Raw genomic sequence first — 20,956 nt, 5'->3', positions numbered from 1 at the left:
AACCCTTGGTGATGAAGCCGAATTTGGAGGATTGCTTGGAAAAGCTCCTATAATGGCTGTAAGTAAATTCTCAAGCCTTGACTTTATAGAAAGAGGCGGAAGAGTTCCAGCGCCAATTCCACGCTTAAACTTTCTAATTCTTAAAGCTATGAATTGGCGCTGGAACTCTTCCGCCTCTTTCTATAAAGTCAAGGCTTGAGAATTTACTTACAGCCATTATAGGAGCTTTTCCAAGCAATCCTCCAAATTCGGCTTCATCACCAAGGGTTTTTCCAAAAACAGGAATTATTCTTACGCCAGTAGTTTTGTTGTTTATTACTCCAATGGCAGCTTCATCTGCAATGATTGCAGATATAGTTGATTCAGGAGTATCTCCAGGTATTCCTATCATATCAAGACCTACAGAACAAACACAGGTCATAGCTTCTAATTTTTCTAGGTTTAATGCTCCACATTTTACTGCACTTATCATTCCTTCATCTTCACTTACAGGGATGAATGCACCACTAAGTCCACCTACATGCTCGGCAGCCATTACGCCACCTTTTTTAACAGCATCATTTAGGATTGCTAGAGCAGCAGTAGTTCCGTGACAGCCACAGCTTTCAAGCCCCATTTCTTCAAGAACTCTTGCTACACTGTCTCCTACAGCAGGGGTTGGTGCAAGGGATAAATCAACTATTCCGAAAGGAACCTGTAGTCTTTTAGAAGCTTCTTGTGCTACTAGTTGACCCATTCTTGTTATTTTGAATGCAGTTTTCTTTATTGTTTCTGCTAGCACATCAAAACTTTGTCCTTTAATTTCTTCTAAAGCAGCCTTGACAACACCCGGTCCACTTACACCAACATTTATTATACATTCTGCTTCACCAACTCCATGAAAAGCTCCAGCCATGAATGGATTATCTTCTACTGCATTAGCAAACACTACTAATTTAGCACAGCCTATGCTTTCGCTGTCTTTTGTAAGGTATGCAGTTTGCTTAATTATTCTTCCCATGTCTCTAACAGCATCCATGTTTATTCCAGTTTTACTGCAGCCTACATTAATAGAAGCACAAACATTTTTTGTAGCAGCTAAGGCTTCAGGAAGAGATTCAATAAGTATTTTATCTCCTTTAGAATATCCTTTCTGTACAAGTGCAGAAAAACCACCTATAAAGTTAATTCCTAAAGTGTCTGCGGCTTTATCAAGTGTTTTAGCAAATTCAACATAGTTAGTATCATCGCAAGCTTGTGCAATAAGAGATATAGGAGTTACTGACACTCTTTTATGAATAATAGGTATTCCGTATTCTGATTCAATCTCTTGTCCTACTTTAACTAACCTTTCAGCGCTTTTTGTTATTTTATCATAAATTCTTGTTCTTGCCACTTTTCCATCATTGCTACAGCAGTCCATAAGGGATATACCCATTGTAATTGTTCTTATATCAAGTTTTTGATTATCAATCATATTGATTGTTTCCATTATATTATTATAGTTAATCATGAATTACATCTCCTTAAGCTTTAGATTTTATGCTATTAGAATAAATATATGTTCTTCTTAATTTTTAGATTGTATGCATTGAACTAAATATATCTTCGCGTTGAATTTTAATAGAAACTCCTATTTCTTGAGCTTTAGCTTCGAGCTTACCTTTTAATTCTTTAAAATCCACTTGTATTTTTGAAAGATCTACAAGCATTACCATAGTGAAATAATCTTCTATAAGAGTTTGATTTATATCTAAGATATTTGCGTTGTTTTTAGATAGTACAGAAGTTACCTCGTAAATTATTCCCACTTTATCTTTTCCGAGTACTGTTACAAATGCTTTCATTTTTTATCTCTCCTTACGAAATTAAATTTTATCAGAATAAAACAAAAAAGACCAAATTTTAATTTAGTCTCTGGAAAACAAGATTCTTAAAGCAAAAAATAAACGATTATTCTTTACCCTTCAAAATCCCCTGTCCTTTTACCTGAGAGCTTCACCAAAATTCTTTGGCTTTCCCCTTCGGTGCTCATTTGAGTCTCTCCAGAGGTTCGTCCAATAACGGTTTAATAAAATTATTCCGTTAAATTCATCCGACGATATTAAATTATTTAATGCAATATTAACATAATAATAAACTTTAATCAATTTTAAAATTTGGACATTTTAACATATAGAATCGTTTTCAGATAGGTAATTAATGCGAAAATCTTTTGTTTTGAAATATAATTAATAATTTTAATTTTTGTAGTTTTTAGAAATATATAAATTTAATGATAAAAGATAGAATAACTAAAATGTTAACGTTTTAAATTGACTTGCAATTGGTGTGCGCGTATAAAATACATTTGACTTTTTAGGAAAAACATTATAAAGTATTAGTATAATTCGAATATTTTCGAGAGAAAAATCAGATAACACTAACTAGAAAAGGGGGCTAATACATTGTTGTATAGAAGTACTAGGGGCAAAGGAAGGATTGTAGAAGCATCCACCGCAATAATAAGAGGGATAGCTGAAGACGGGGGATTATATGTACCAGAGGAGTTCCCTAAAATTACGAAGTCTTTTGAGGAATTAAGCAAGATGACCTATCAGGAGCTTGCATTTTATATTATAAAAAAGTATTTTGATGATTTTAACGATGATGAACTTAAAGAGTGTATAGATAAAGCTTATGATGATAAATTTGAGAATCCACTAATAGCACCATTAAACTATAAAGCTGATGCATACTTTTTAGAACTTTATCATGGAAAGACATTAGCTTTTAAGGACATGGCATTAAGTATACTTCCTCACCTTTTAAAAACAGCAGCAAAAAAAATAGGTATAAGCAAAGAAATAGTTATACTTACAGCCACATCAGGGGACACTGGAAAGGCTGCTTTAGAAGGTTTCGATAGTGTAGATGGAACTAAAATAGTGGTTTTTTATCCAAAGGACGGCGTGAGTGAAATTCAAAAGAGACAAATGACCACACAGGAAGGGGAAAACACCTTTGTTGTTGGAATAGAAGGTAACTTTGATGATGCACAAAATGGCGTAAAGGAAATATTTAGTGATAAGGCTTTTAATGAACTATTAGATAAAAACAACTGTATGCTTTCGTCTGCAAATTCTATAAACATAGGAAGACTTGTACCACAAGTAGTTTACTATGTTTACTCATATGTAAGTTTACTAAAGGATAAAGAAATAGAAGATGGAGAAAAAGTAAATGTAGTTGTGCCTACAGGAAATTTTGGAAATATATTAGCTGCTTTTTACGCTAAAGAAATGGGAGTGCCACTGGGAAGACTGATTTGTGCATCTAATGAAAATAAAGTACTTACAGACTTTATAAATACTGGAATTTATGATAGAAAAAGAGAATTTTCAGTAACTAACTCTCCGTCTATGGATATTTTAATATCCAGTAATCTAGAAAGATTTTTGTATGAAATAAGTGGCAGAGATGATGTTCTCATAAATAGTCTTATGGAACAATTGAAAGAAGAAGGAAAATATGAAATAAGAGAAGACATGAAGGATAAGTTAAAGATATTATATGGTGATTTTGCTAATGAAGCAGAAACTCTTAAAGCAGTTAAAGAGGTTTATGAGACCTCTAAATATGTTATAGATACTCATACTGCAGTGGCTTATGACGTTTATGAAAAATACAAGAAAGAAACAGGGGATAACAGTACTTTTGTAATAGCATCTACAGCAAGTCCATTCAAATTTCCAAGAAGCATAAATGAAGTTTTAAGATTTACAGATGATAGTGCTTCTGACTTTGAAATGGTACAAGTGTTATCAAATAAGATGGATTTAAAAATACCTAAGGGCATCGAAGGTTTGGAAGAAAAAGAAATCCGTCATAAGGTAACCTGTAAAAAAGATGAGATGAGAGAAGTAATTAAAAATTTTTTAGGGGTATAGGTGATAATTATGATAGAAGTTAGAGTACCGGCTACAAGTGCTAATATGGGACCAGGCTTCGATTGCCTTGGCATAGCAGTAAATATGTACAATAGATTTTTTGTAGAAGAAATTGAAGAAGGTCTTGTTTTTGAAGGCTGTGAAGATAAATTTAAAAATGAAGATAACTTAATATATGTGGCAATGAAAAAGTGTTTTGAAAAGCTAGGGTATAAACCTACTGGCTTAAGGATAAAAATTGAAAGTGATATACCTGTATGCAGGGGACTTGGAAGTAGTGCTTCCTGTGTAGTTGGTGGAGTTGTTTGTGCTAATGAGTTAGCCGGAAGAATCTTGAATGATCAAGAAATTTTAGCATTAGCAGCAGAAATAGAAGGTCATCCAGATAACGTAAATCCAGCTTTTTGTGGGGGTATGACTGCCTCTATAACTGAAGATGACAAGGTTTTTTATACTAATGTTAAGGTCAAAGAGGGCATTAAATTTTGTGCGCTCGTACCAGACTTTACATTATCCACAGAAAAAGCAAGAGCAGTATTGCCTAAAAATATAGATTACAAGAATGGCATATTTAACGTAGGAAGGACTGCACTTTTGATATCTGCATTAAATAATGGAGATTTTCACTTGATTAAATATGCTTGTAAGGATAAGTTGCACGAGGATTATAGAGCACAACTTATAGAGAATTTCTATTCTGTAAAGGATGAATGCGAAAGACTTAATTGTTTGGGAGTATTTTTAAGTGGGGCAGGCCCAACAATTATGGTTATGATTAGAGAAGAGGATAATGAGTTTTGTAAAAACATCCAGAAGTTTTTAGATGGGTTGAAAAATAATTGGGAAGCAAAAGAGCTCAGAATAGACAGTGTGGGGACTGTAGTAAATAATCCAGATCAATTGAATAAATGTAGTTAAATTTCGACAAAGATAAACGGGGGGCTAATAATGAGTAATAGAATCGTAGCTAAATTTGGAGGAAGTTCACTTGCAGATAGTGACCAATTTAGAAAAGTAAAAAGCATAGTTTTGGATAATGAAAAGAGGAAGTATGTAGTACCTTCAGCACCAGGTAAGAGATTCAGCAAGGACTACAAAATTACAGATCTTTTATATTTATGTCATGCACATGCTCAAAATGAAATATCTTTTGATGATGTTTTTAAACACATAGAGGATAGATATATTGGTTTAGCAAAAGAACTTGAAGTTAAAATTGATATAAAAAAGCATCTTGATGAAGTAAAGAAGAAAATTGCAGATGGGGCGTCTGCAGATTATACAGCTAGTCGTGGAGAATATTTAAATGGATTAATTCTTGCAGATTATCTCGAATATGAATTTATAGATGCATCAGAGGTTATATGTTTTAAAAATTATGGTAAAGTTGACCTTGAGGCTACACAAAAAGCTATAGATGAAAAGTTATCAGGGATCGAGAGAGCAGTTATACCAGGATTTTATGGGGCAAAAGATGATGGAACTATAAAGACTTTTACAAGAGGTGGTTCCGATGTAACTGGAGCAATAATTGCTAGATGTGTAGGGGCAGAGCTTTATGAAAATTGGACAGACGTTTCTGGTTTTTTAATGGCAGACCCAAACATTGTAGAAAATCCGAAACCAATAGAAGTGGTAACTTATAAGGAACTTAGGGAGCTTTCTTATATGGGAGCAAAGGTACTTCACGAAGAGAGTATATTTCCAATAAGAGATGTTTGCATCCCAATAAATATAAGAAACACTAACAAGCCAGAAGATAAGGGAACTTTAATTGTAGATGATAATAGGCCTATAAGCTATAGTGGAACTATCACAGGGATAGCAGGTAAAAAGGATTTTACAGTTATAGCTGTACAAAAGATGCTTTTAAACTCAGAACAAGGCTTTTGTAGAAAGCTTCTTTCCATATTAGAAAGTAACGGGGTATCTTTTGAAAATATGCCCTCTGGTATAGATTCTGTTTCACTTGTGATAGAGGATGCACAACTTGGAGATAAGTTAGATGGAATATTAGAAGAAATTAAAAAGCAGTGCAATCCAGATTCTTTAGAAGTTTATCCTAATATGGCACTCATTTCTACTGTCGGAAGAGGAATGGATAGGACTAAAGGAATATCCTCAAAGGTATTTAGAGGGCTTGCTGAAGGAGACGTAAATATTAGGATGATTAATCAAGGTTCAAGTGAAATAAATATCACTGTTGGCGTAGAAAATGATGATTTTGAAAAAGCACTTAGAGGTATATATAGAGCTTTTGCACAGTAATTTTCATAGTAGTAAAAAGGGGGCAAAGTCATGAAAAAAGTTAGAATAGCGTTATTAGGTCTAGGAAATGTTGGTAAAGGTGTTTGGAATATATTAAATTCAAATAAAGAAGCTATAATGAAAAGATCAGGATATGATATAGAAGTAGCAAAGATATTAGTAAGAGATGTAAATAAAAATAGAAATATAGATGTTCCAGAAGAGCTTTTAACTACAAATTCAGAAGAAATATTCAATGATGATAGTATAAAAATTGTAGTAGAGGTTATGGGTGGGTTAGAACCTGCTAAAGATTATGTATTAAATGCCATAAGAAGAAAAAAGCATGTAATAACTGCTAATAAGATGCTTATTGCAACTGATGGTAATCAAATTTTTAAAGAAGCAGCAGAAAATGGGGTCATCGTAAATTTTGAAGCAAGTGTGGCTGGTGGAATTCCTGTAATTAATGGGATAAATGAAAGCTTAACTGCAAACAAAATTGAAGAAGTCATAGGAATAATTAATGGAACTACAAATTATATACTAACTAAGATGACTTTAGAAGGTATGAGTTTTGAAGAGGCGCTTAAGGAAGCGCAGGAAAAAGGTTATGCAGAGGCTGATCCGACTTCTGATGTAGAAGGTTATGATGCCATGTATAAATTAGCGATTTTAACTACTTTAGCTTTTGAAACTGAAGTTAATATAAATGATATATATGTGGAAGGTATAACTAAGATAAAAGCTATTGATATAGAATATGGTAAAGAACTTGGATATGTTATAAAGCTTTTAGCTATAGTGAAAGAAGTTAATGGAAAGTTAGAACTTAGAGTTCATCCTACAATGGTTCCAAACATTCATCCTTTAGCTAATGTTAATGATTCTTTTAATGCTATTTTCATTAAAGGAAACGCAGTAGGCGATTTAATGCTTTATGGAAGAGGAGCTGGAGAACTTCCTACAGGTAGTGCTGTAGTTGGAGATATTATATCTGTTTTAAGAAATGACAGTGAAGTGTTAAATGGATTAATTGACAGATATACAGATAAAGAACTAGCTACAATAGACGATATAAGATCTCAGTACTATTTAAGAATTTCAGTAAAAGATTTACCAGGTGTTTTGGGTAAAATTGCTACTATACTTGGCGAAAATGAAGTTAGTATTTTATCCTTTATACAGAAACCTAAAAAGGAAGATTTTGTATATATAGTTATAGTTACTCATGACACTTTAGAAGGTAATGTTAATAGATCTTTAGAAAAGATAAAAGAATTGGAAGAAGTTAATAAAGTTGAAAATATAATTAGAATTGAAAATTTAAATTAAAAATAGAAACTAGTCAACAATTTTGGGATATTCCTTCTTAATTATTTATCGAGAGCTACTGGGCAAATGCAACTTGTTTTCATTGGTTCTCGATAAATAAATTTTTTTAAAGCTTCATAATTTTTGAAATATATAGACTTAGTGCAAAAATGAAGGAAAATAGAATGGTAACGTTTAAAGTTTTATTTAAAGTTATGTGCGTGTACAAAATACAGTTGACTTTCTATAAAAAATATTATAGAGTATGAATATAAAATTTTACATAAAAAGATAACTTAATAAGCAAAGACTGAGATGGAGAAAAAGATATTTAGTTTGTTAACTACAGAGAGCTAACGTAGGTGGAAGTTAGTGTTAACATAAATATGTAATGATCACTCCGGAGTCTCCGAATTGAAAGACTTTTGTCAAGTAAATGAGGACGTATACCAGCGATATATGGTTAGGGTTCATTAGGAGTAAAATATTTGTTCAGAATTGACCTGATAAAGAGGGGCAATTAGTATATCTAATTGCAAATAAGGTGGTACCACGGAAGTTAATCTTTCGTCCTTATAGGTGTAAGAAATTTATACTTATGAGGATGAAAGATTTTTTTATTTAACAAAATTACAATACTTATGATAAGGAGGGCTATTTTTATAATTAATAAAGTTGGGGCAAATATTATTAATAAAAACTAAGAGGAGTAACTTAAGAAGGGAGATTTAATAATTATGAAAGAAAATATGGTAGTAAATAAGGAATGTTTAACTTTAAATGATGTAGTAGAGGCTAGAGAAAGAATAAAGGATATATGTGTAAATACTAAATTAATATATAGCTCTGAATTCAGCAGAGAAAGTGGAAATGAGGTTTACATAAAGCCAGAAAATCTCCAGATTACTGGGGCTTTTAAGTTAAGAGGGGCATTAAATAAGGTTGGTAAATTAAGTGAAGAACAAAAAGAAAAAGGACTTATAGCTTCTTCTGCGGGAAACCATGCACAGGGAGTTGCCTACGCTGCTAGCAAACTTGGTATCCAAGCAACAATAGTTATGCCAGAAACAACACCACTAATAAAGGTACAAGCTACTAAAAATTATGGGGTTAACGTAGTCTTAAAAGGAAAGATTTACGATGAAGCTTATGAAGAAGCTAAGAGATTAGAAAAAGAAAATGGATATACCTTTGTTCATCCTTTTAATGATGTAGATGTGGCGGCAGGACAAGGAACTATAGCTATTGAGATTATGGAAGAATTAAAGGATGTAGATGCTATATTAGTGCCAATTGGCGGAGGTGGATTAATAAGCGGTATATCCGTAGCTGCTAAGGCGATTAATCCTAAAGTGAAAGTAATAGGAGTTCAAGGGGAGCATGCAAATCCTATGAAAGTCTCCTTTGATACTGGCAAGCTAACTTTTGCAGATACTATAGATACTATTGCCGATGGTGCAGCAGTAAAAAAACCAGGAGATATCACTTTTGAGATTGTAAAAGAGCATGTAGATGAGATTGTTACAGTAAGCGATCAAGAGCTTATGGAAGCAGTATTTATTCTCTTAGAAAAGCATAAGCTTGTAGCTGAAGCAACAGGAGTAATGTCTTTAGCTGCTTTAAAGAGGTTAGACTTCACAGGTAAAAAAGTAGTATCTCTAATAAGTGGAGGAAATATAGATGTAGTAACTATAGCATCAATGTTGAATCATGGATTAGTTTCTAGAGGCAGGCTATTCTGTTTCTCTGTTAAGCTTCAAGACACACCAGGTCAGCTTCTTAAGATATCTAAAGTTTTATCAGATAAGGGAGCTAATGTAATAAAGTTAGATCATAATCAATTTAAGGCTATTGACAGATTAAAACATGTGGTTTTAGAAGTAACAGTAGAAACAAATGGGCATGAACACATAGATGAGATAGTTAAAGCTTTAAATAAAGAAGGATATAATGTAGATAAGGTATATTAGTATAAACGGGGCTGTCGCACTATACAGTGCGACAGCCCAATAATTTAAAGCATCATTTTTGGTAATAAATATCTGGAAATGTTAGCATAATTTGTTCTCCTTAGCATAGATTATATATTGGGGTTTACTTGAGCTATATGTAAAATATTTTAAGAAATAAAGGAAATTTTTTGTGTGTATAGAATATACATATATAGGTTTTTGAAAATATTGGAACAAATATGGGTAAATATAACTATTATAGCTATGTAATTGTAAATCAAAATATAATAAAAATTTTAAAATAAAAGAGGGAGACAACAAAATGATGCAAAGTAAAAAAAATGTGGAACCAAACCTAAGAAAGAAGTTAATATTATATGTAAACAAACATTTTAAAAACCAATATGAGGCACTAGAAAGCTTAGGATATAAAAAATTAGAAGAGGCATATAAATACAATGGAGATTACTATGAAACCTTTGAAAAAGATGGGGAACTTTATGTCTACAGGGAAATGGATTGTTGCAACAACTATATTTACAATGTATTTATTAGTCCGTTAGAAGAAAGAAATAAAGATAAGGATATGCTTGCTTTAGTGCAGAGTTAAGGAACTGCTATACAGCTCCTTAACTAATTTTGAAAATAAAGTAAATAAAAAAATATAAAATATTAACTGCTTTAAATTATTCACAAATGGTTATATGCCTTTTAAACTTTCCTTTTGAAATATAGCACTTGTCAACAATTTTAAAGCCAGCTGAGAGAAAATGTTTATCCATATCTTCAAGAGTTATGATAACAGCTTTATCGCATATTCGGCGAGATGTTTTTATAATATCTACTTGTTCTTTAAGAGTAGTTGCAGAAAATAAGCCGTAGGGTAAATCTATAATTCCTACATTGAATTTATCTTTTATATCATGCATATTGCCGTTTACGATAACATCCTCATAATCAAAATATTGAAGGTTTGTCTTTGCATTTGCAGCTATTAAATGATTTAATTCAAAACCTTTAATATTGACTCCAAGGGAAAGAGCCTCCATAACAATTGTTCCAATGCCACAGCAAGGATCTACTACTTTGCACTTTAAACGATTGCTTACAGCAATATTTACTATTGCCCTTGCAGCCCTTGAAGTAATTGCATTAGAATATGAATAGGGTTTTTTGTTATGTATTATCCATTCAGGTTCATTTCTCTTATATTCACCTAATATCCATTTTTCATTTATTTTTGTTATACCAAGAAGTAGATCAGGATTTTTCATTTCAGCTTCGCCATTTATATTCTGTCCAATTTCATATTCAATCTTACGTCTCTCTTTATAACCTAAATTTTCATCATTATAATTTATATAAGATACTTTGAAATTTTCATAGGAAGCCTTATTTATTATAAGTTGATTAATTAAATCTTCTAAAGTTTTACCAGTATACATTATAGATATACAAAGTTTTATGAAAGGACTTCTAGATGGATCTATATAGTGATAGGAAAAAAAATGTTTTTCCTTCGGAATATTTTTGAAAAGATACTTCATCTCCATTTTACATAAATTCTCTTCGTCGGAAGCAAAATTGATTACATAAAAATGTGGCTTTATTTTACCATTAATATTTACTTTGGGTTTTAACATACATATATCCTCTTTTCTGGGTTCAGAAAATAAAAAATCTCTATATAGCAGAAATTAAATCTTTTACTAAACTATTATTCATGTCTTCAATTTAGTATATAATAGTTACAAAGTCAATAATAGATTTAAATAAAATTGAAGCTTAGCTTATAAAAAAATAGTACAAGTATAATAAGATTAGCCACAATAGTTAAATAGCTAATCTTATTATATTATTTTCTAGATTCCTTTTGGATATATGAAGAAATTTGATTTAAGGCTTCATCTGACTTATTTGTAATTTTATCCATGGAAACAAAGCCATGAACAACACCTTTATATCGAGTAATATCAGCTTGAGTTCCTGCTTCCTTTAGTTTCTTACCATAAGCTTCTCCTTCATCTCGTAGAGGATCGATTTCGGCTGTTATTATAAGTGTATCGGGTAATTTACTAAAGTCTTTGGCCAAAAGTGGAGATGCATAAGGGTTTTTTCTATCTTCCTTTTTTGGTACATATAATGAAGTGTATTTTTCCATATCTTCTATTGAAAGATTAAATTTACTGGCGAAGTAAGACCAAGATTTACTATTTAGCTCAAATATATTTGTAGATGGATATATTAATATTTGGCAAGCTATAGGAGGACCATTTTTATCTCGTGCCATTAAGGAAACTGCAGCGGAAATATTTCCGCCAGAGCTATCTCCAGCAAGGACTATATGTTTTTTATCTCCATTTATGCCCTCTGCATTTTTATAAGTCCACTGAAGTACATTATACACATCATTAATGCCATCAGGAAAAGGGTTTTCTGGAGCAAGACGATAGTCTACAGATATTAATATTGCTTTTGTGTTTTGTGAAAGCTTTCTACAAACATTCTCATAGGCATCCAGGGTTCCTCCAATCCAAAAACCACCATGTGAATAAATGATTATAGGAAGATTGTAGCCACCCTCAGGTGTATATATACGCACAGGTATTTTTTGAGAGTCCATCTGTATAGTAGTGTTTTTAATATTGGAGAAAGGTATAGGTTTATTGGACCATTTTGTTGACTGAGTATTTAAATATTGTCTAAGTTCCTTTATTGATTTATCATTGCTTAATTTAGAATTAAGAATTTTATCTAGTTTTAAGTTTGCAGCAATATATGTATTAAGCTGTCCGTTACGGGTTTTAGTTAAAGTTTTAATAGTAAAAAAGCCTGTTATTATAAGTATAAATACAATAAGTGATATTACTTTAATGGCTTTTTTCATTTAATATACCTCCCAATATCATAGAAATTTTGCAGCAAAAGCTAGGATTGTGTTTTTATTTTTCACTGATTTTATTTTAATATACCTGTATTGTTGGAATATTGTGACATATAATGTGATATATGATATAATTGCAAATGTACTTGTGAATAAGAATCTATATTTAGGACAATATAATAAGTTACTATTTGAATCAGAATTTTAATATTGGAGGAAGAAGATGATAAAAAAACTTTCAGGAATTTTACTTTTAGTAGTGGCACTGGGATTAATCGGCTGTAAAAGTAATGTTGCAAAAAATGTAGATACCGATTCTTCAAAGACTAAAGTGGAGGAAAATAAAAATGAAGTAACGCAAGAGAGCAATAAAAAAGTAAGTAAAAAACAAGAATATAAAACTAAATTAGACATTATTGGAGTTGAGTTGAAAAAGTTAGATGTAAAGGACTCTGGAACAACAGCAGATATGAGAGAGGCTGCTAATGAAAGATATAAAAAGTGGGATTCTGCTCTGAATGAAATTTATGGTGTGTTAAGAGGAGATTTGTCTTCCAGCGATATGAAAAAATTACAGAACGAAGAAATTCAGTGGATATCAGATAGAGATGCTAAAGCCAAAAAGGCATCATCAGAAATGAAAGGCGGAACAATGGAGCCAGTTATATACATTAACTCTTTAGCAGATACAACAAAACAAAGGTGCTATGAGTTGGTAGAAAAGTATATGAAGTAATAAAATCTATTTTAATCAAGAGGTGGTAGAGTGAAAAGATGCATTGTAATGATGGAATTGGCAGGAAGAAAAAAGACATATGAATATTGATTGTGATATTTTTGAATATTCAAAAAATATAATTAATAATTTAGATGATTATTATAAAAAAGAAAGGGTGATGGGAATTCAAATAGAATGTAGTTATAAAGATGAGTTAGAATTTGTATAACCACCAATTAGCGTCATTTAGCTAGTTGGTGGTTATTTTTATTGTGTTTTTATAGTGCTGAAGTCTGAGAGATCTCTTGGAAGGTAAATATGTTTTTGGTCGTATTTTGATAAGTGTAACAGCTACAGTTCTTAAGTAAAAAAATCAAATAAATAAATTGCAATAGAAAAAGTTATTTTTGAATAGGTATCAGATAAATCAATATAAAATAATTCTCTTATTTTCTCAAGTCTATTACTTAAGGTATGTCTATGAATATACAATTTTTCAGAAGTTATATTAATATTGCAATCGTTGTTTAAAAAGCATTTAAAAGTATCAAAATAGGTTGTCTTATGAATTTTGTCATATTCTATTAAAGGTTTAATTTTTTCATATAGGAATTTAATTGTATTCTCATTACAATTGATTAAATGCAAAGCTTTGAAAAGCTCTATATATTTAAAAAAACAAATTCCTTTATGAGCATTTACTTTTTCAAGAACAGAATGGCTTGAGAATGCCTCATTATATGCATTAGATATATGGGAGATATCTTTAAATATGTTACTGGCACCAATTAATAAGGATAAATCTTGCTGGACCTCACAGATACTGTTCAAAATTTTGAGCAAGTCTTCGGTTAAGTTTTGCGGAATTAGTTCTTTCTGTGAAGATATTAAAAAAACTATATTATCATCGAAGTTTTCTAATATAATAGGTAATTCCTTTAAATAAAAATAATTTATTATCTGATTTAGTATAGCTAAAGCATTTTGCTTTGGTATAAAGTTGTGATGAATATTTTTAATAGATAAAACAAAGATGCATAGATAAGAGTTGGAATTTAAGTTTAACCTTTGGGTTATCTGTAATTTTTCCTTTAAATTTGGAACTTTATTCATCCTCAGATTTTCAAGTAAAGATCGGTTTTTGTAAAAACTAGAATAATATTTTATATTTAAACCATAGCTATCTCTCAAGATTGCTTGCGCAATAGCAGTAAAGTTTATTTTTGCAGGCAATTCGATTAATGGTAAATTATATTTATTGCTGTCATTTATTATGTATTTAGGGATTTCACTTAAATAATAACCAGTTTGTATGGCTAGACCAGACACTTCTTTTAAATATAAATCTAAAATTAAGTTATTATGCAAATTTTCACTATCAAGATTATAGTCACTTATAATCAAAAATTCGCCTTTCTGCAAAAAACTAGTATCCTCTAATAATTCCATTATATCAATCCATAAGATTTCATTATCTAAGTTATTTTTACCGGACTTAATTATAGAATCTTTAAAAATGTTAAATTCAAGTAAGGTTCTTATTGATAAAGGCAAATTAATCATCTCCAATCTTTTGCAATATTTAATATAAAAAAATTCATAAAATTATATATATATGGACGTAATGTACATATATTTAAGATAATTATATACATTATATTCATTGTGTACAATGAAAAAATAAATTATAATAAATTAAAATTGATAAATTATTAAAAATTAATGCATTAAAATGATAAATTATTAAAAAATACAAAAAATAATTATATGTCGGTAATGAAATGATTCGTGACTTATATTGCAAAATTAGGAGGTGAAAAGGCTCTTAAAATCTTTATGAACCTAGAAAATCCTTTGATAGGAAAATAAAATTTGGGGTTTGTGATCTTGTAAAAAAGTTACATAATGAAAGGAAGTATGTTAAATGAAAAAAATTTTTTCAATGATAATTATTTTGATACTTAGTGTATCAATTTTTGCTGGATGTGGACAAAGTTCTTCAAAAACAACAGCATCAAATTCAAATACAACTTCTAAGGAGAACTCATTAGATCGAGTAAAGAAATCAGGAAAAATCGTTGTTGGAGTAGACGATACTTATCCTCCAATGGAATTTAAGGATAAAGAAAATAAACTTGTAGGTTATGATGTAGACATGGTGAACGAAATAGCTAAAAAACTCGGTGTTAATGTAGAATTCGTACCAACTGCATGGGATGGAATTTTTATGGCTCTTCAATCTAAAAAGTTTGATCTTATACAGTCTAGCGTTAGTATAACAGATGAAAGAAAGAAAAGTATGATTTTTACACAGCCATATATTTATGGTGGAAATGCTATTTTTGTTAAATCTGATAACACAACTATAAATAGTCAGGATGATTTTAAAGATAAGATTATAGGATGTCAAATAGGTACTACTGCACAGGATGTTTTAAGTAAAATGTCAGGTATGAAGGAAGTTAAGAAATATAATGGAATGACTGAAGCATTTTTAGATTTGAAAAATGGAAGAATAGATGCTGTTGTTTCAGATCCACAGGTTGGAGACTATTATATTGCAAGTCAAAAAGATAAATTTAAAAAGATAAAATCTTTATTAAATCAAGAACCTATAGGTGTGGCTTTCAGAAAAGATGATACAGATTTAAGAGATGGTTATCAAAAAGCCATGGATGAGCTTAAGAAAGATGGAACTTTATCAAAGCTTTCTCAAAAGTGGTTCGGCTATGATATATATAAAGATAACTAATTTGATGCAGCTTTTTATGTGAATTGATTCTTAGTAAATATACTTTATCTGCTACTTGAGGGGAGATTTTATAATGGACTTTAATACTTTGATAAATATAACGCCTACTTTACTTAAAGCAAGTATCATGACTCTCAAATTAACATTCTTATCAATTGTTTTTGGAACTATCATAGGTGTAGTTATAGCTATGGTAAAGATATCATCAAACAAGATAATTTCTTCTATTGGTAATTTTTATACGTGGATATTTAGAGGAACTCCTCTTTTGCTTCAGCTCTTTGTTTTTTACTACGGATTTCCTGCAGTTGGTATAACTCTTACTTCCATGCAGGCGGCTATTATTGGCTTAAGCATAAATGCGGGAGCATATATGGCTGAAATTATAAGAAGTGGTATTCTTGCTATAGATAAAGGACAGTTTGAGGCATCAAAAGCTTTAGGCTTTACTTATTATCAAACTATGAAAAGAGTTGTACTTCCCCAAGCATTTAGAATAGTAATTCCTCCTGTAGGAAATGAATTTATAGCTATGATTAAGGATACATCTCTTGTTTCATCAATAGCAATGGAAGAATTATTAAGGTCGGCTGGTCTTTTGGTATCAGCTTCTGGTAATCCAATAGGTCCATATTTTATTACAGCTTGCTTATATCTTTTAATGACTACAGTTTTTACTTCAATTTTTTCAGCCGTAGAGAAAAAGTTGTCTATTTATTAAGGGAGGATTATGTTATGAATATGATAGAAACCAAGGGGCTTACCAAAACTTTTGGAAATCTTAAAGTCTTTGAAAATCTTGATGTTAGTGTAAAAAAAGGAGAAGTTCTTGTAATAATAGGACCCTCTGGTTCAGGAAAAAGTACTTTTTTAAGATGTTTAAACTACTTGGAAGAACCGGATAATGGATGTGTAGCTATAGAAGAAGAATCATTAGATATAAAGAATAAAAAGCAATTTAGAAAGGTAATTGAAAAGATGGGGATGGTTTTTCAAAACTTTAATTTGTTTCCACATATGACAGTACTTCAGAATGTAATGGAGGCACCTATTACTGTTAAAAAAGAAAATAAAGAGGTTGTAGTTGAAAGAGCAAAAAAGTTAATTGATAAAGTTGGATTAAGTGAAAAGTATTTTGAGTATCCTTCTAAGTTATCTGGAGGACAGAAACAAAGAGTAGCTATCGCAAGGGCTCTTTGTATGGAACCGGATATAATGCTATTTGATGAGCCTACTTCAGCTTTAGACCCAGAACTTGTTGGAGAAGTTTTAAATGTTATGAAAAACCTAGCAAAGGAGGGGATGACTATGATTGTTGTAACTCACGAAATGGGCTTTGCCAGAGAAGTTGCTGATAGAGTAATTTTTATGGATGGGGGAAAAATTGTTGAAGAGGGAACTCCAGAAAATATTTTTAAAAATCCAAGAGAAGATAGGACAAAGGTTTTTCTAGAAAAAATATTATAGATTTTATGGAAGTAATATAAAACCTATAATAAATGAAACTGATGAAAAGTTTTAAATTATATTTGGACCCCTTAAATTTTATATAAATAGCATGAGAATTGACTTATCTATGTAACATATTTCATAGATAGGTCAATTTTCAGTTGTATATCAAAGGAAGTATTTAATATAATCTCTACTATGTAATATTAATAATTTTACGCTAATTAAGATGTTTATTACAGTATATTTATTGTGAATTTAATCAGAAAAAATGTATGTTTTAACAATAAAAATGTACATTTCGGCAATTAATTATTTACTTTAGACATAAAAGAAAGTATTCTATAGTGGAGGAAAATAAAAAGATTAGATAGTTGAAAATTTAGGTAAATCAACGTTTTTGAAATTCCGAAAGTGGCTATAATAATTTTTTAAGCAGGAGGAGAGCAATGGGAGCAATTATAGGTTACATATTAATAGTTATAGTGTTAGTTACAGTAGTTTCTCTAGGGTCGAACATAAAAAGAAATAGAGAAATTAAGGAAAGAATAGAGAGAGGTTGGGAAAATGTAGTAGAAGAAAAGTATAATGAAGAGGATTTGAAAACCATAGCAGAGTATTTTAATAACAGAAGAAAAGCTAAAGAGAAGGAATTCTTTATTGATGAAATTACCTGGAATGATTTAAGTATGAACAGTATTTTTAAGAAAATAAATATCACCGAAAGTAGTCCAGGGGAACAATATCTATATAATATGTTAAGAGAGCCTTTATACGACGAAAAAAAGCTTAAAGAAAGAGATAGACTAATAAATTTTTTCGGGGAACATGAAGAAGAGAGAAAGAAAATACAATATATACTTGCTAAATTAGGGAAAGCAAGAGAATGTTTTATATCGGATTACTTTTATAAAAAGGATGGGAAAAGAAAATCATCCTTAATGTATTATAGAATTTTGTCTGCTATGCCCATTATAGGTTTGGCGGTAGCATTTTTAAATATTCATATTGGTATAATGATTGCTTTCGGATCTGTTGTAGTAAATATGTATACATATTATACAGAAAAGAGTAAGATAAGCCATAACCTCCAAGCATTTAATTATATAATTCAGATAATTAAGCATTCTGATTTGATTTTAAAAGAAGATATAAAAGAATTAGATGACTACAATAGAAAACTAAAGGAAGCTTTTCAAGGAATAAAAGATATAAAAAATAAATCCTTTAGTTCTGGAAATAATGGTACAGATGTTGGGATACTCATTGAATATATAAATATAGTTTTTCTTAGAGAATTAATTAATTATGAAAAAATGTCAAATATGCTTATAGAAAAAAATAAAGAGTTTAAAATTATATTTGAAGTAATAGGTTCTATAGATAGTTTAATGGCTATTGCGGCCTATAGAAAGAGGCTTAACTATTATACTACCCCAGAATTGATTAAATGTAACAATAAACAGGAAGCAATTTATAATTTTGAGGATATGATTCATCCTCTCATAGGAGAAGCTATTCCTAATTCTATTGAAATGAAGGACTCAATTTTAATAACAGGATCTAATGCATCAGGAAAATCTACTTTTTTAAAAACATTGGCTATAAATATTATTTTAGGACAAACAATATATACTTGTTTAGCAAAAGAATTTAAATGCTGTTATTTTAAGATATATACATCTATGGCTTTAAAAGATGACATATTTAACAATGAAAGTTATTATATTGTAGAAACCAGATCTTTAAAAAGGATTATTGATAGTGTAAACAGAGAAGTACCTACTATATGTTTTGTAGATGAAATTCTTAGAGGAACTAATACAGTAGAGAGAATATCAGCTTCCTCACAGGTATTAAAGCACTTAACTTTAAATAATTGCATATGTGTTGCTGCGACTCATGATGTAGAACTTACACATATATTAGAAAGATACTTTACTAACTATCACTTCCAAGAAAAAATAGAAAACAACGAAATAATCTTTGATTATAGGATACATGAAGGAAGAGCTACTACTCAAAATGCTATAAAGCTTTTAGGTGTTTTAGGCTACAGTAGTGCTATTGTAGAAAAGGCACAGGAGAAAGCAAATAAATTTTTAAGTGATGGATTATGGGAGATAGAATAACTTTGCGAATATATAGGCAAATTAGTGTTTTAATTATTTGCAAGATGTATATAAATGCTTTAAAATATAAAATAAATTAGGCTTATTTTATATTTTAAAGCATCTGTTAAGTAACCTTAGGAGGGAAAATGATACCATCAGAATATAAAATAAAACAAATAACAAGTTTATATCAAAGTTGTAGTAAGTGTGGTTTGCCTATTATAAATTGTATTTGTGATAAATCGCCTAAAGTAGAAACTAGAGGGAAAATTTGGATTTTATCAAATGAAAGAGAGTTTTCAAGACCATCTAATACTGCAAGGATATTAAAGCTGATTAACAGTGATTCAACTGAGATTTTTATTTGGGAAAGAACAAAGGAGCCAAAGAAACTAATCGAAAATATACAAGATGAAAGATATGAAACTTATTTACTGTTTCCAGCAGAAGGGGAATTGGAAAGCAGAAAAGTTGAATATAAAAGAACAGAAAAAATACCAGCATTTATTATTATAGATGGTACCTGGAAGGAAGCTAGAAAGATAGTTAGAAAAAGTGAATATTTAAAGAATTTAAAGGTGCTTTCACTAAATCCTTATCATAAATCTGTATATAGTTTAAGAAAAGGGGCTGAAGAAGGTAACTTATGTACGATAGAATCTGCGATTGAAATACTTAAATTAAGCGGTGAAACAGAAAATGTAAGGTTGATAGGTGAATTTTTCAATCTGTTTTTGAAAAGTTATAAAGCAGGAATAAACGGACATGAATTGAAATAGAAGTTTAGCTTTCTCATTTAGTTTTAAAGTGGTAAAATTATTAGATAAAAGTTTAGGGAGGAATTATTATGGATAAGAAATTATGGGAAAAATGTGTGGAATTTCATGGACATGAATGCCCAGGCTTAGCAATAGGATATAAAGCCAGTGAGGCAGCTAAAGAAAAAATGGGACTATCCTTTTCAAAGGATGAAGAAATTGTATGTGTAACTGAAAATGATGCTTGTGGTGTTGATGCAATACAAGTTATAACTGGATGCTCTATTGGAAAAGGAAACTTAATATATAAAGATTCCGGAAAAATGTCTTTCTCATTTTTTAATAGAAAAAGTGGAGAGGCTTTAAGAGTAATTCTAAAACCAAGAACTAAAAGTGGTGATAGACAAGCATATATGGAGTATATGCTTAATGCACCTTGTGACGAATTATTTGATTTTAAAAAACCAAATTACGAAGTACCAGAGAAAGCTAGATTATTCAGTAGTATAATCTGTGAAAATTGCGGTGAAAGCACTGCAGAACATAAGATTAGAATAATGGATGGCAAAAAAGTGTGTATAGATTGTTTTAAGGAATATTCTAGGGGATTCTAACTTAGGCATGAACTTATTTAAAGTCGGTAAAGATATTTGAATTGTACGGATACCCACGGCCGACACTTAATATATCCCTGCGTATAAGCTAAGTGTCTAGTGTGGACATCTATATTTATAGAGAACAGCACCAGAAAGTAAACTTATACGCAGGTAGATGTTACCAAAGCTGAAAGAACATATAAAAACTTTTTTATCATTCTTAGCGAAGTATTTTAGAAAATCTTAGAAGCTTTTATATGTCTG

20 protein-coding genes, 1 riboswitch and 1 other annotated feature are annotated in these 20,956 nt (G+C 30.5%); of the genes, 15 read left to right on the top strand and 5 right to left on the bottom strand.

Translation table 11 applies throughout. The features are described from left to right. A partial coding sequence (locus I6U48_RS25795) for a hypothetical protein (protein WP_218323349.1) occupies window positions 1–199 on the top strand: 199 nt, incomplete at its 5' end. Here the strand turns inward: I6U48_RS25795 and I6U48_RS25790 are convergent. Both I6U48_RS25790 and I6U48_RS25785 read right to left on the bottom strand, forming a co-directional pair. After that, entirely contained in the window at window positions 134–1,489 is a 1,356-nt protein-coding gene (locus tag I6U48_RS25790) for a PFL family protein (RefSeq protein WP_376774603.1), read from the bottom strand. The genes I6U48_RS25795 and I6U48_RS25790 overlap by 66 nt on opposite strands. Window positions 1,490–1,556: 67 nt before the next feature. Next, complete coding sequence (locus tag I6U48_RS25785) at window positions 1,557–1,826, bottom strand: ACT domain-containing protein (RefSeq protein ID WP_218323345.1); 270 nt, start codon at window positions 1,824–1,826, stop codon at window positions 1,557–1,559. Window positions 1,827–1,946: 120 nt separating this feature from the next. Continuing rightward, window positions 1,947–2,038: riboswitch (glycine riboswitch) on the bottom strand. Between the two features lie 388 nt (window positions 2,039–2,426). Between I6U48_RS25785 and thrC the strand changes: the two genes are divergently transcribed. The 6 genes from thrC (at window position 2,427) to I6U48_RS25755 (ending at window position 10,031) form a co-directional block, all read left to right on the top strand. Beyond that, window positions 2,427–3,908: a threonine synthase gene (gene thrC / locus I6U48_RS25780; RefSeq protein ID WP_218323344.1), complete on the top strand. Its 1,482-nt coding sequence runs from the start codon at window positions 2,427–2,429 to the stop codon at window positions 3,906–3,908. A 9-nt stretch (window positions 3,909–3,917) separates the two neighbouring features. Continuing rightward, complete coding sequence (gene thrB / locus I6U48_RS25775) at window positions 3,918–4,826, top strand: homoserine kinase (RefSeq protein WP_218323343.1); 909 nt, start codon at window positions 3,918–3,920, stop codon at window positions 4,824–4,826. Between the two features lie 30 nt (window positions 4,827–4,856). Beyond that, window positions 4,857–6,176, top strand: coding sequence for an aspartate kinase (locus tag I6U48_RS25770; protein WP_218323342.1), 1,320 nt, complete (start codon window positions 4,857–4,859; stop codon window positions 6,174–6,176). Window positions 6,177–6,206: 30 nt separating this feature from the next. Then, a complete protein-coding gene (locus I6U48_RS25765) occupies window positions 6,207–7,490 on the top strand; it encodes a homoserine dehydrogenase (RefSeq protein ID WP_218323341.1) in 1,284 nt (427 codons plus the stop codon). Between the two features lie 282 nt (window positions 7,491–7,772). Continuing rightward, window positions 7,773–8,047 (top strand) — a binding site (T-box leader). 159 nt (window positions 8,048–8,206) lie between these two features. Further along, complete coding sequence (gene ilvA / locus I6U48_RS25760; protein ID WP_218323339.1) at window positions 8,207–9,439, top strand: threonine ammonia-lyase; 1,233 nt, start codon at window positions 8,207–8,209, stop codon at window positions 9,437–9,439. A 304-nt stretch (window positions 9,440–9,743) separates the two neighbouring features. Next, window positions 9,744–10,031, top strand: a complete 288-nt coding sequence (locus I6U48_RS25755; protein ID WP_218323338.1) for a hypothetical protein — start codon at window positions 9,744–9,746, stop codon at window positions 10,029–10,031. Window positions 10,032–10,107: 76 nt separating this feature from the next. Here the strand turns inward: I6U48_RS25755 and I6U48_RS25750 are convergent, their stop codons facing one another. Further along, window positions 10,108–11,064 carry a TRM11 family SAM-dependent methyltransferase gene (locus I6U48_RS25750; protein WP_218323337.1) on the bottom strand — a complete coding sequence of 319 codons (957 nt, stop codon included), beginning with the start codon at window positions 11,062–11,064 and terminating at the stop codon, window positions 10,108–10,110. Between the two features lie 212 nt (window positions 11,065–11,276). Further along, window positions 11,277–12,308 carry an alpha/beta hydrolase gene (locus I6U48_RS25745; RefSeq protein WP_218323336.1) on the bottom strand — a complete coding sequence of 344 codons (1,032 nt, stop codon included), beginning with the start codon at window positions 12,306–12,308 and terminating at the stop codon, window positions 11,277–11,279. 220 nt (window positions 12,309–12,528) lie between these two features. Between I6U48_RS25745 and I6U48_RS25740 the strand changes: the two genes are divergently transcribed. Next, window positions 12,529–13,041: a lysozyme inhibitor LprI family protein gene (locus tag I6U48_RS25740; RefSeq protein WP_218323334.1), complete on the top strand. Its 513-nt coding sequence runs from the start codon at window positions 12,529–12,531 to the stop codon at window positions 13,039–13,041. A 79-nt stretch (window positions 13,042–13,120) separates the two neighbouring features. Then, window positions 13,121–13,252: a hypothetical protein gene (locus tag I6U48_RS30230; RefSeq protein ID WP_281421856.1), complete on the top strand. Its 132-nt coding sequence runs from the start codon at window positions 13,121–13,123 to the stop codon at window positions 13,250–13,252. Between the two features lie 131 nt (window positions 13,253–13,383). On the opposite strand, the gene I6U48_RS25735 is transcribed toward I6U48_RS30230, so the two are convergent. Beyond that, window positions 13,384–14,577, bottom strand: coding sequence for a PucR family transcriptional regulator (locus I6U48_RS25735; RefSeq protein ID WP_218323333.1), 1,194 nt, complete (start codon window positions 14,575–14,577; stop codon window positions 13,384–13,386). Window positions 14,578–14,947: 370 nt separating this feature from the next. Here I6U48_RS25735 and I6U48_RS25730 point away from each other — a divergent pair, with 370 nt between their 5' ends. The 6 genes from I6U48_RS25730 (at window position 14,948) to I6U48_RS25705 (ending at window position 20,710) form a co-directional block, all read left to right on the top strand. After that, the gene (locus I6U48_RS25730) at window positions 14,948–15,775 is read left to right on the top strand and encodes an ABC transporter substrate-binding protein (RefSeq protein ID WP_218323332.1); all 828 of its coding nucleotides are present in this window, start codon (window positions 14,948–14,950) and stop codon (window positions 15,773–15,775) included. A gap of 73 nt (window positions 15,776–15,848) precedes the next feature. Next, window positions 15,849–16,496 carry an amino acid ABC transporter permease gene (locus tag I6U48_RS25725; RefSeq protein ID WP_218323331.1) on the top strand — a complete coding sequence of 216 codons (648 nt, stop codon included), beginning with the start codon at window positions 15,849–15,851 and terminating at the stop codon, window positions 16,494–16,496. Between the two features lie 14 nt (window positions 16,497–16,510). Then, window positions 16,511–17,242 carry an amino acid ABC transporter ATP-binding protein gene (locus I6U48_RS25720; RefSeq protein WP_281421855.1) on the top strand — a complete coding sequence of 244 codons (732 nt, stop codon included), beginning with the start codon at window positions 16,511–16,513 and terminating at the stop codon, window positions 17,240–17,242. Window positions 17,243–17,673: 431 nt separating this feature from the next. Continuing rightward, window positions 17,674–19,356, top strand: coding sequence for a MutS-related protein (locus tag I6U48_RS25715; RefSeq protein ID WP_218323330.1), 1,683 nt, complete (start codon window positions 17,674–17,676; stop codon window positions 19,354–19,356). 131 nt (window positions 19,357–19,487) lie between these two features. Beyond that, on the top strand, window positions 19,488–20,117 hold the full coding sequence (locus I6U48_RS25710) for a tRNA-uridine aminocarboxypropyltransferase (RefSeq protein ID WP_218323347.1): 630 nt from the start codon (window positions 19,488–19,490) through the stop codon (window positions 20,115–20,117). A 68-nt stretch (window positions 20,118–20,185) separates the two neighbouring features. Continuing rightward, window positions 20,186–20,710 carry an FmdE family protein gene (locus I6U48_RS25705; RefSeq protein ID WP_218323329.1) on the top strand — a complete coding sequence of 175 codons (525 nt, stop codon included), beginning with the start codon at window positions 20,186–20,188 and terminating at the stop codon, window positions 20,708–20,710. Window positions 20,711–20,956 lie beyond the last annotated feature (246 nt).

It is taken from the genome of Clostridium thailandense, assembly GCF_019207025.1.
Lineage (GTDB): Bacteria > Bacillota > Clostridia > Clostridiales > Clostridiaceae > Clostridium_AM > Clostridium_AM thailandense.
Note: the sequence above shows the minus strand (reverse complement) of the source record. Positions and strands in the feature narration are given on the sequence as shown.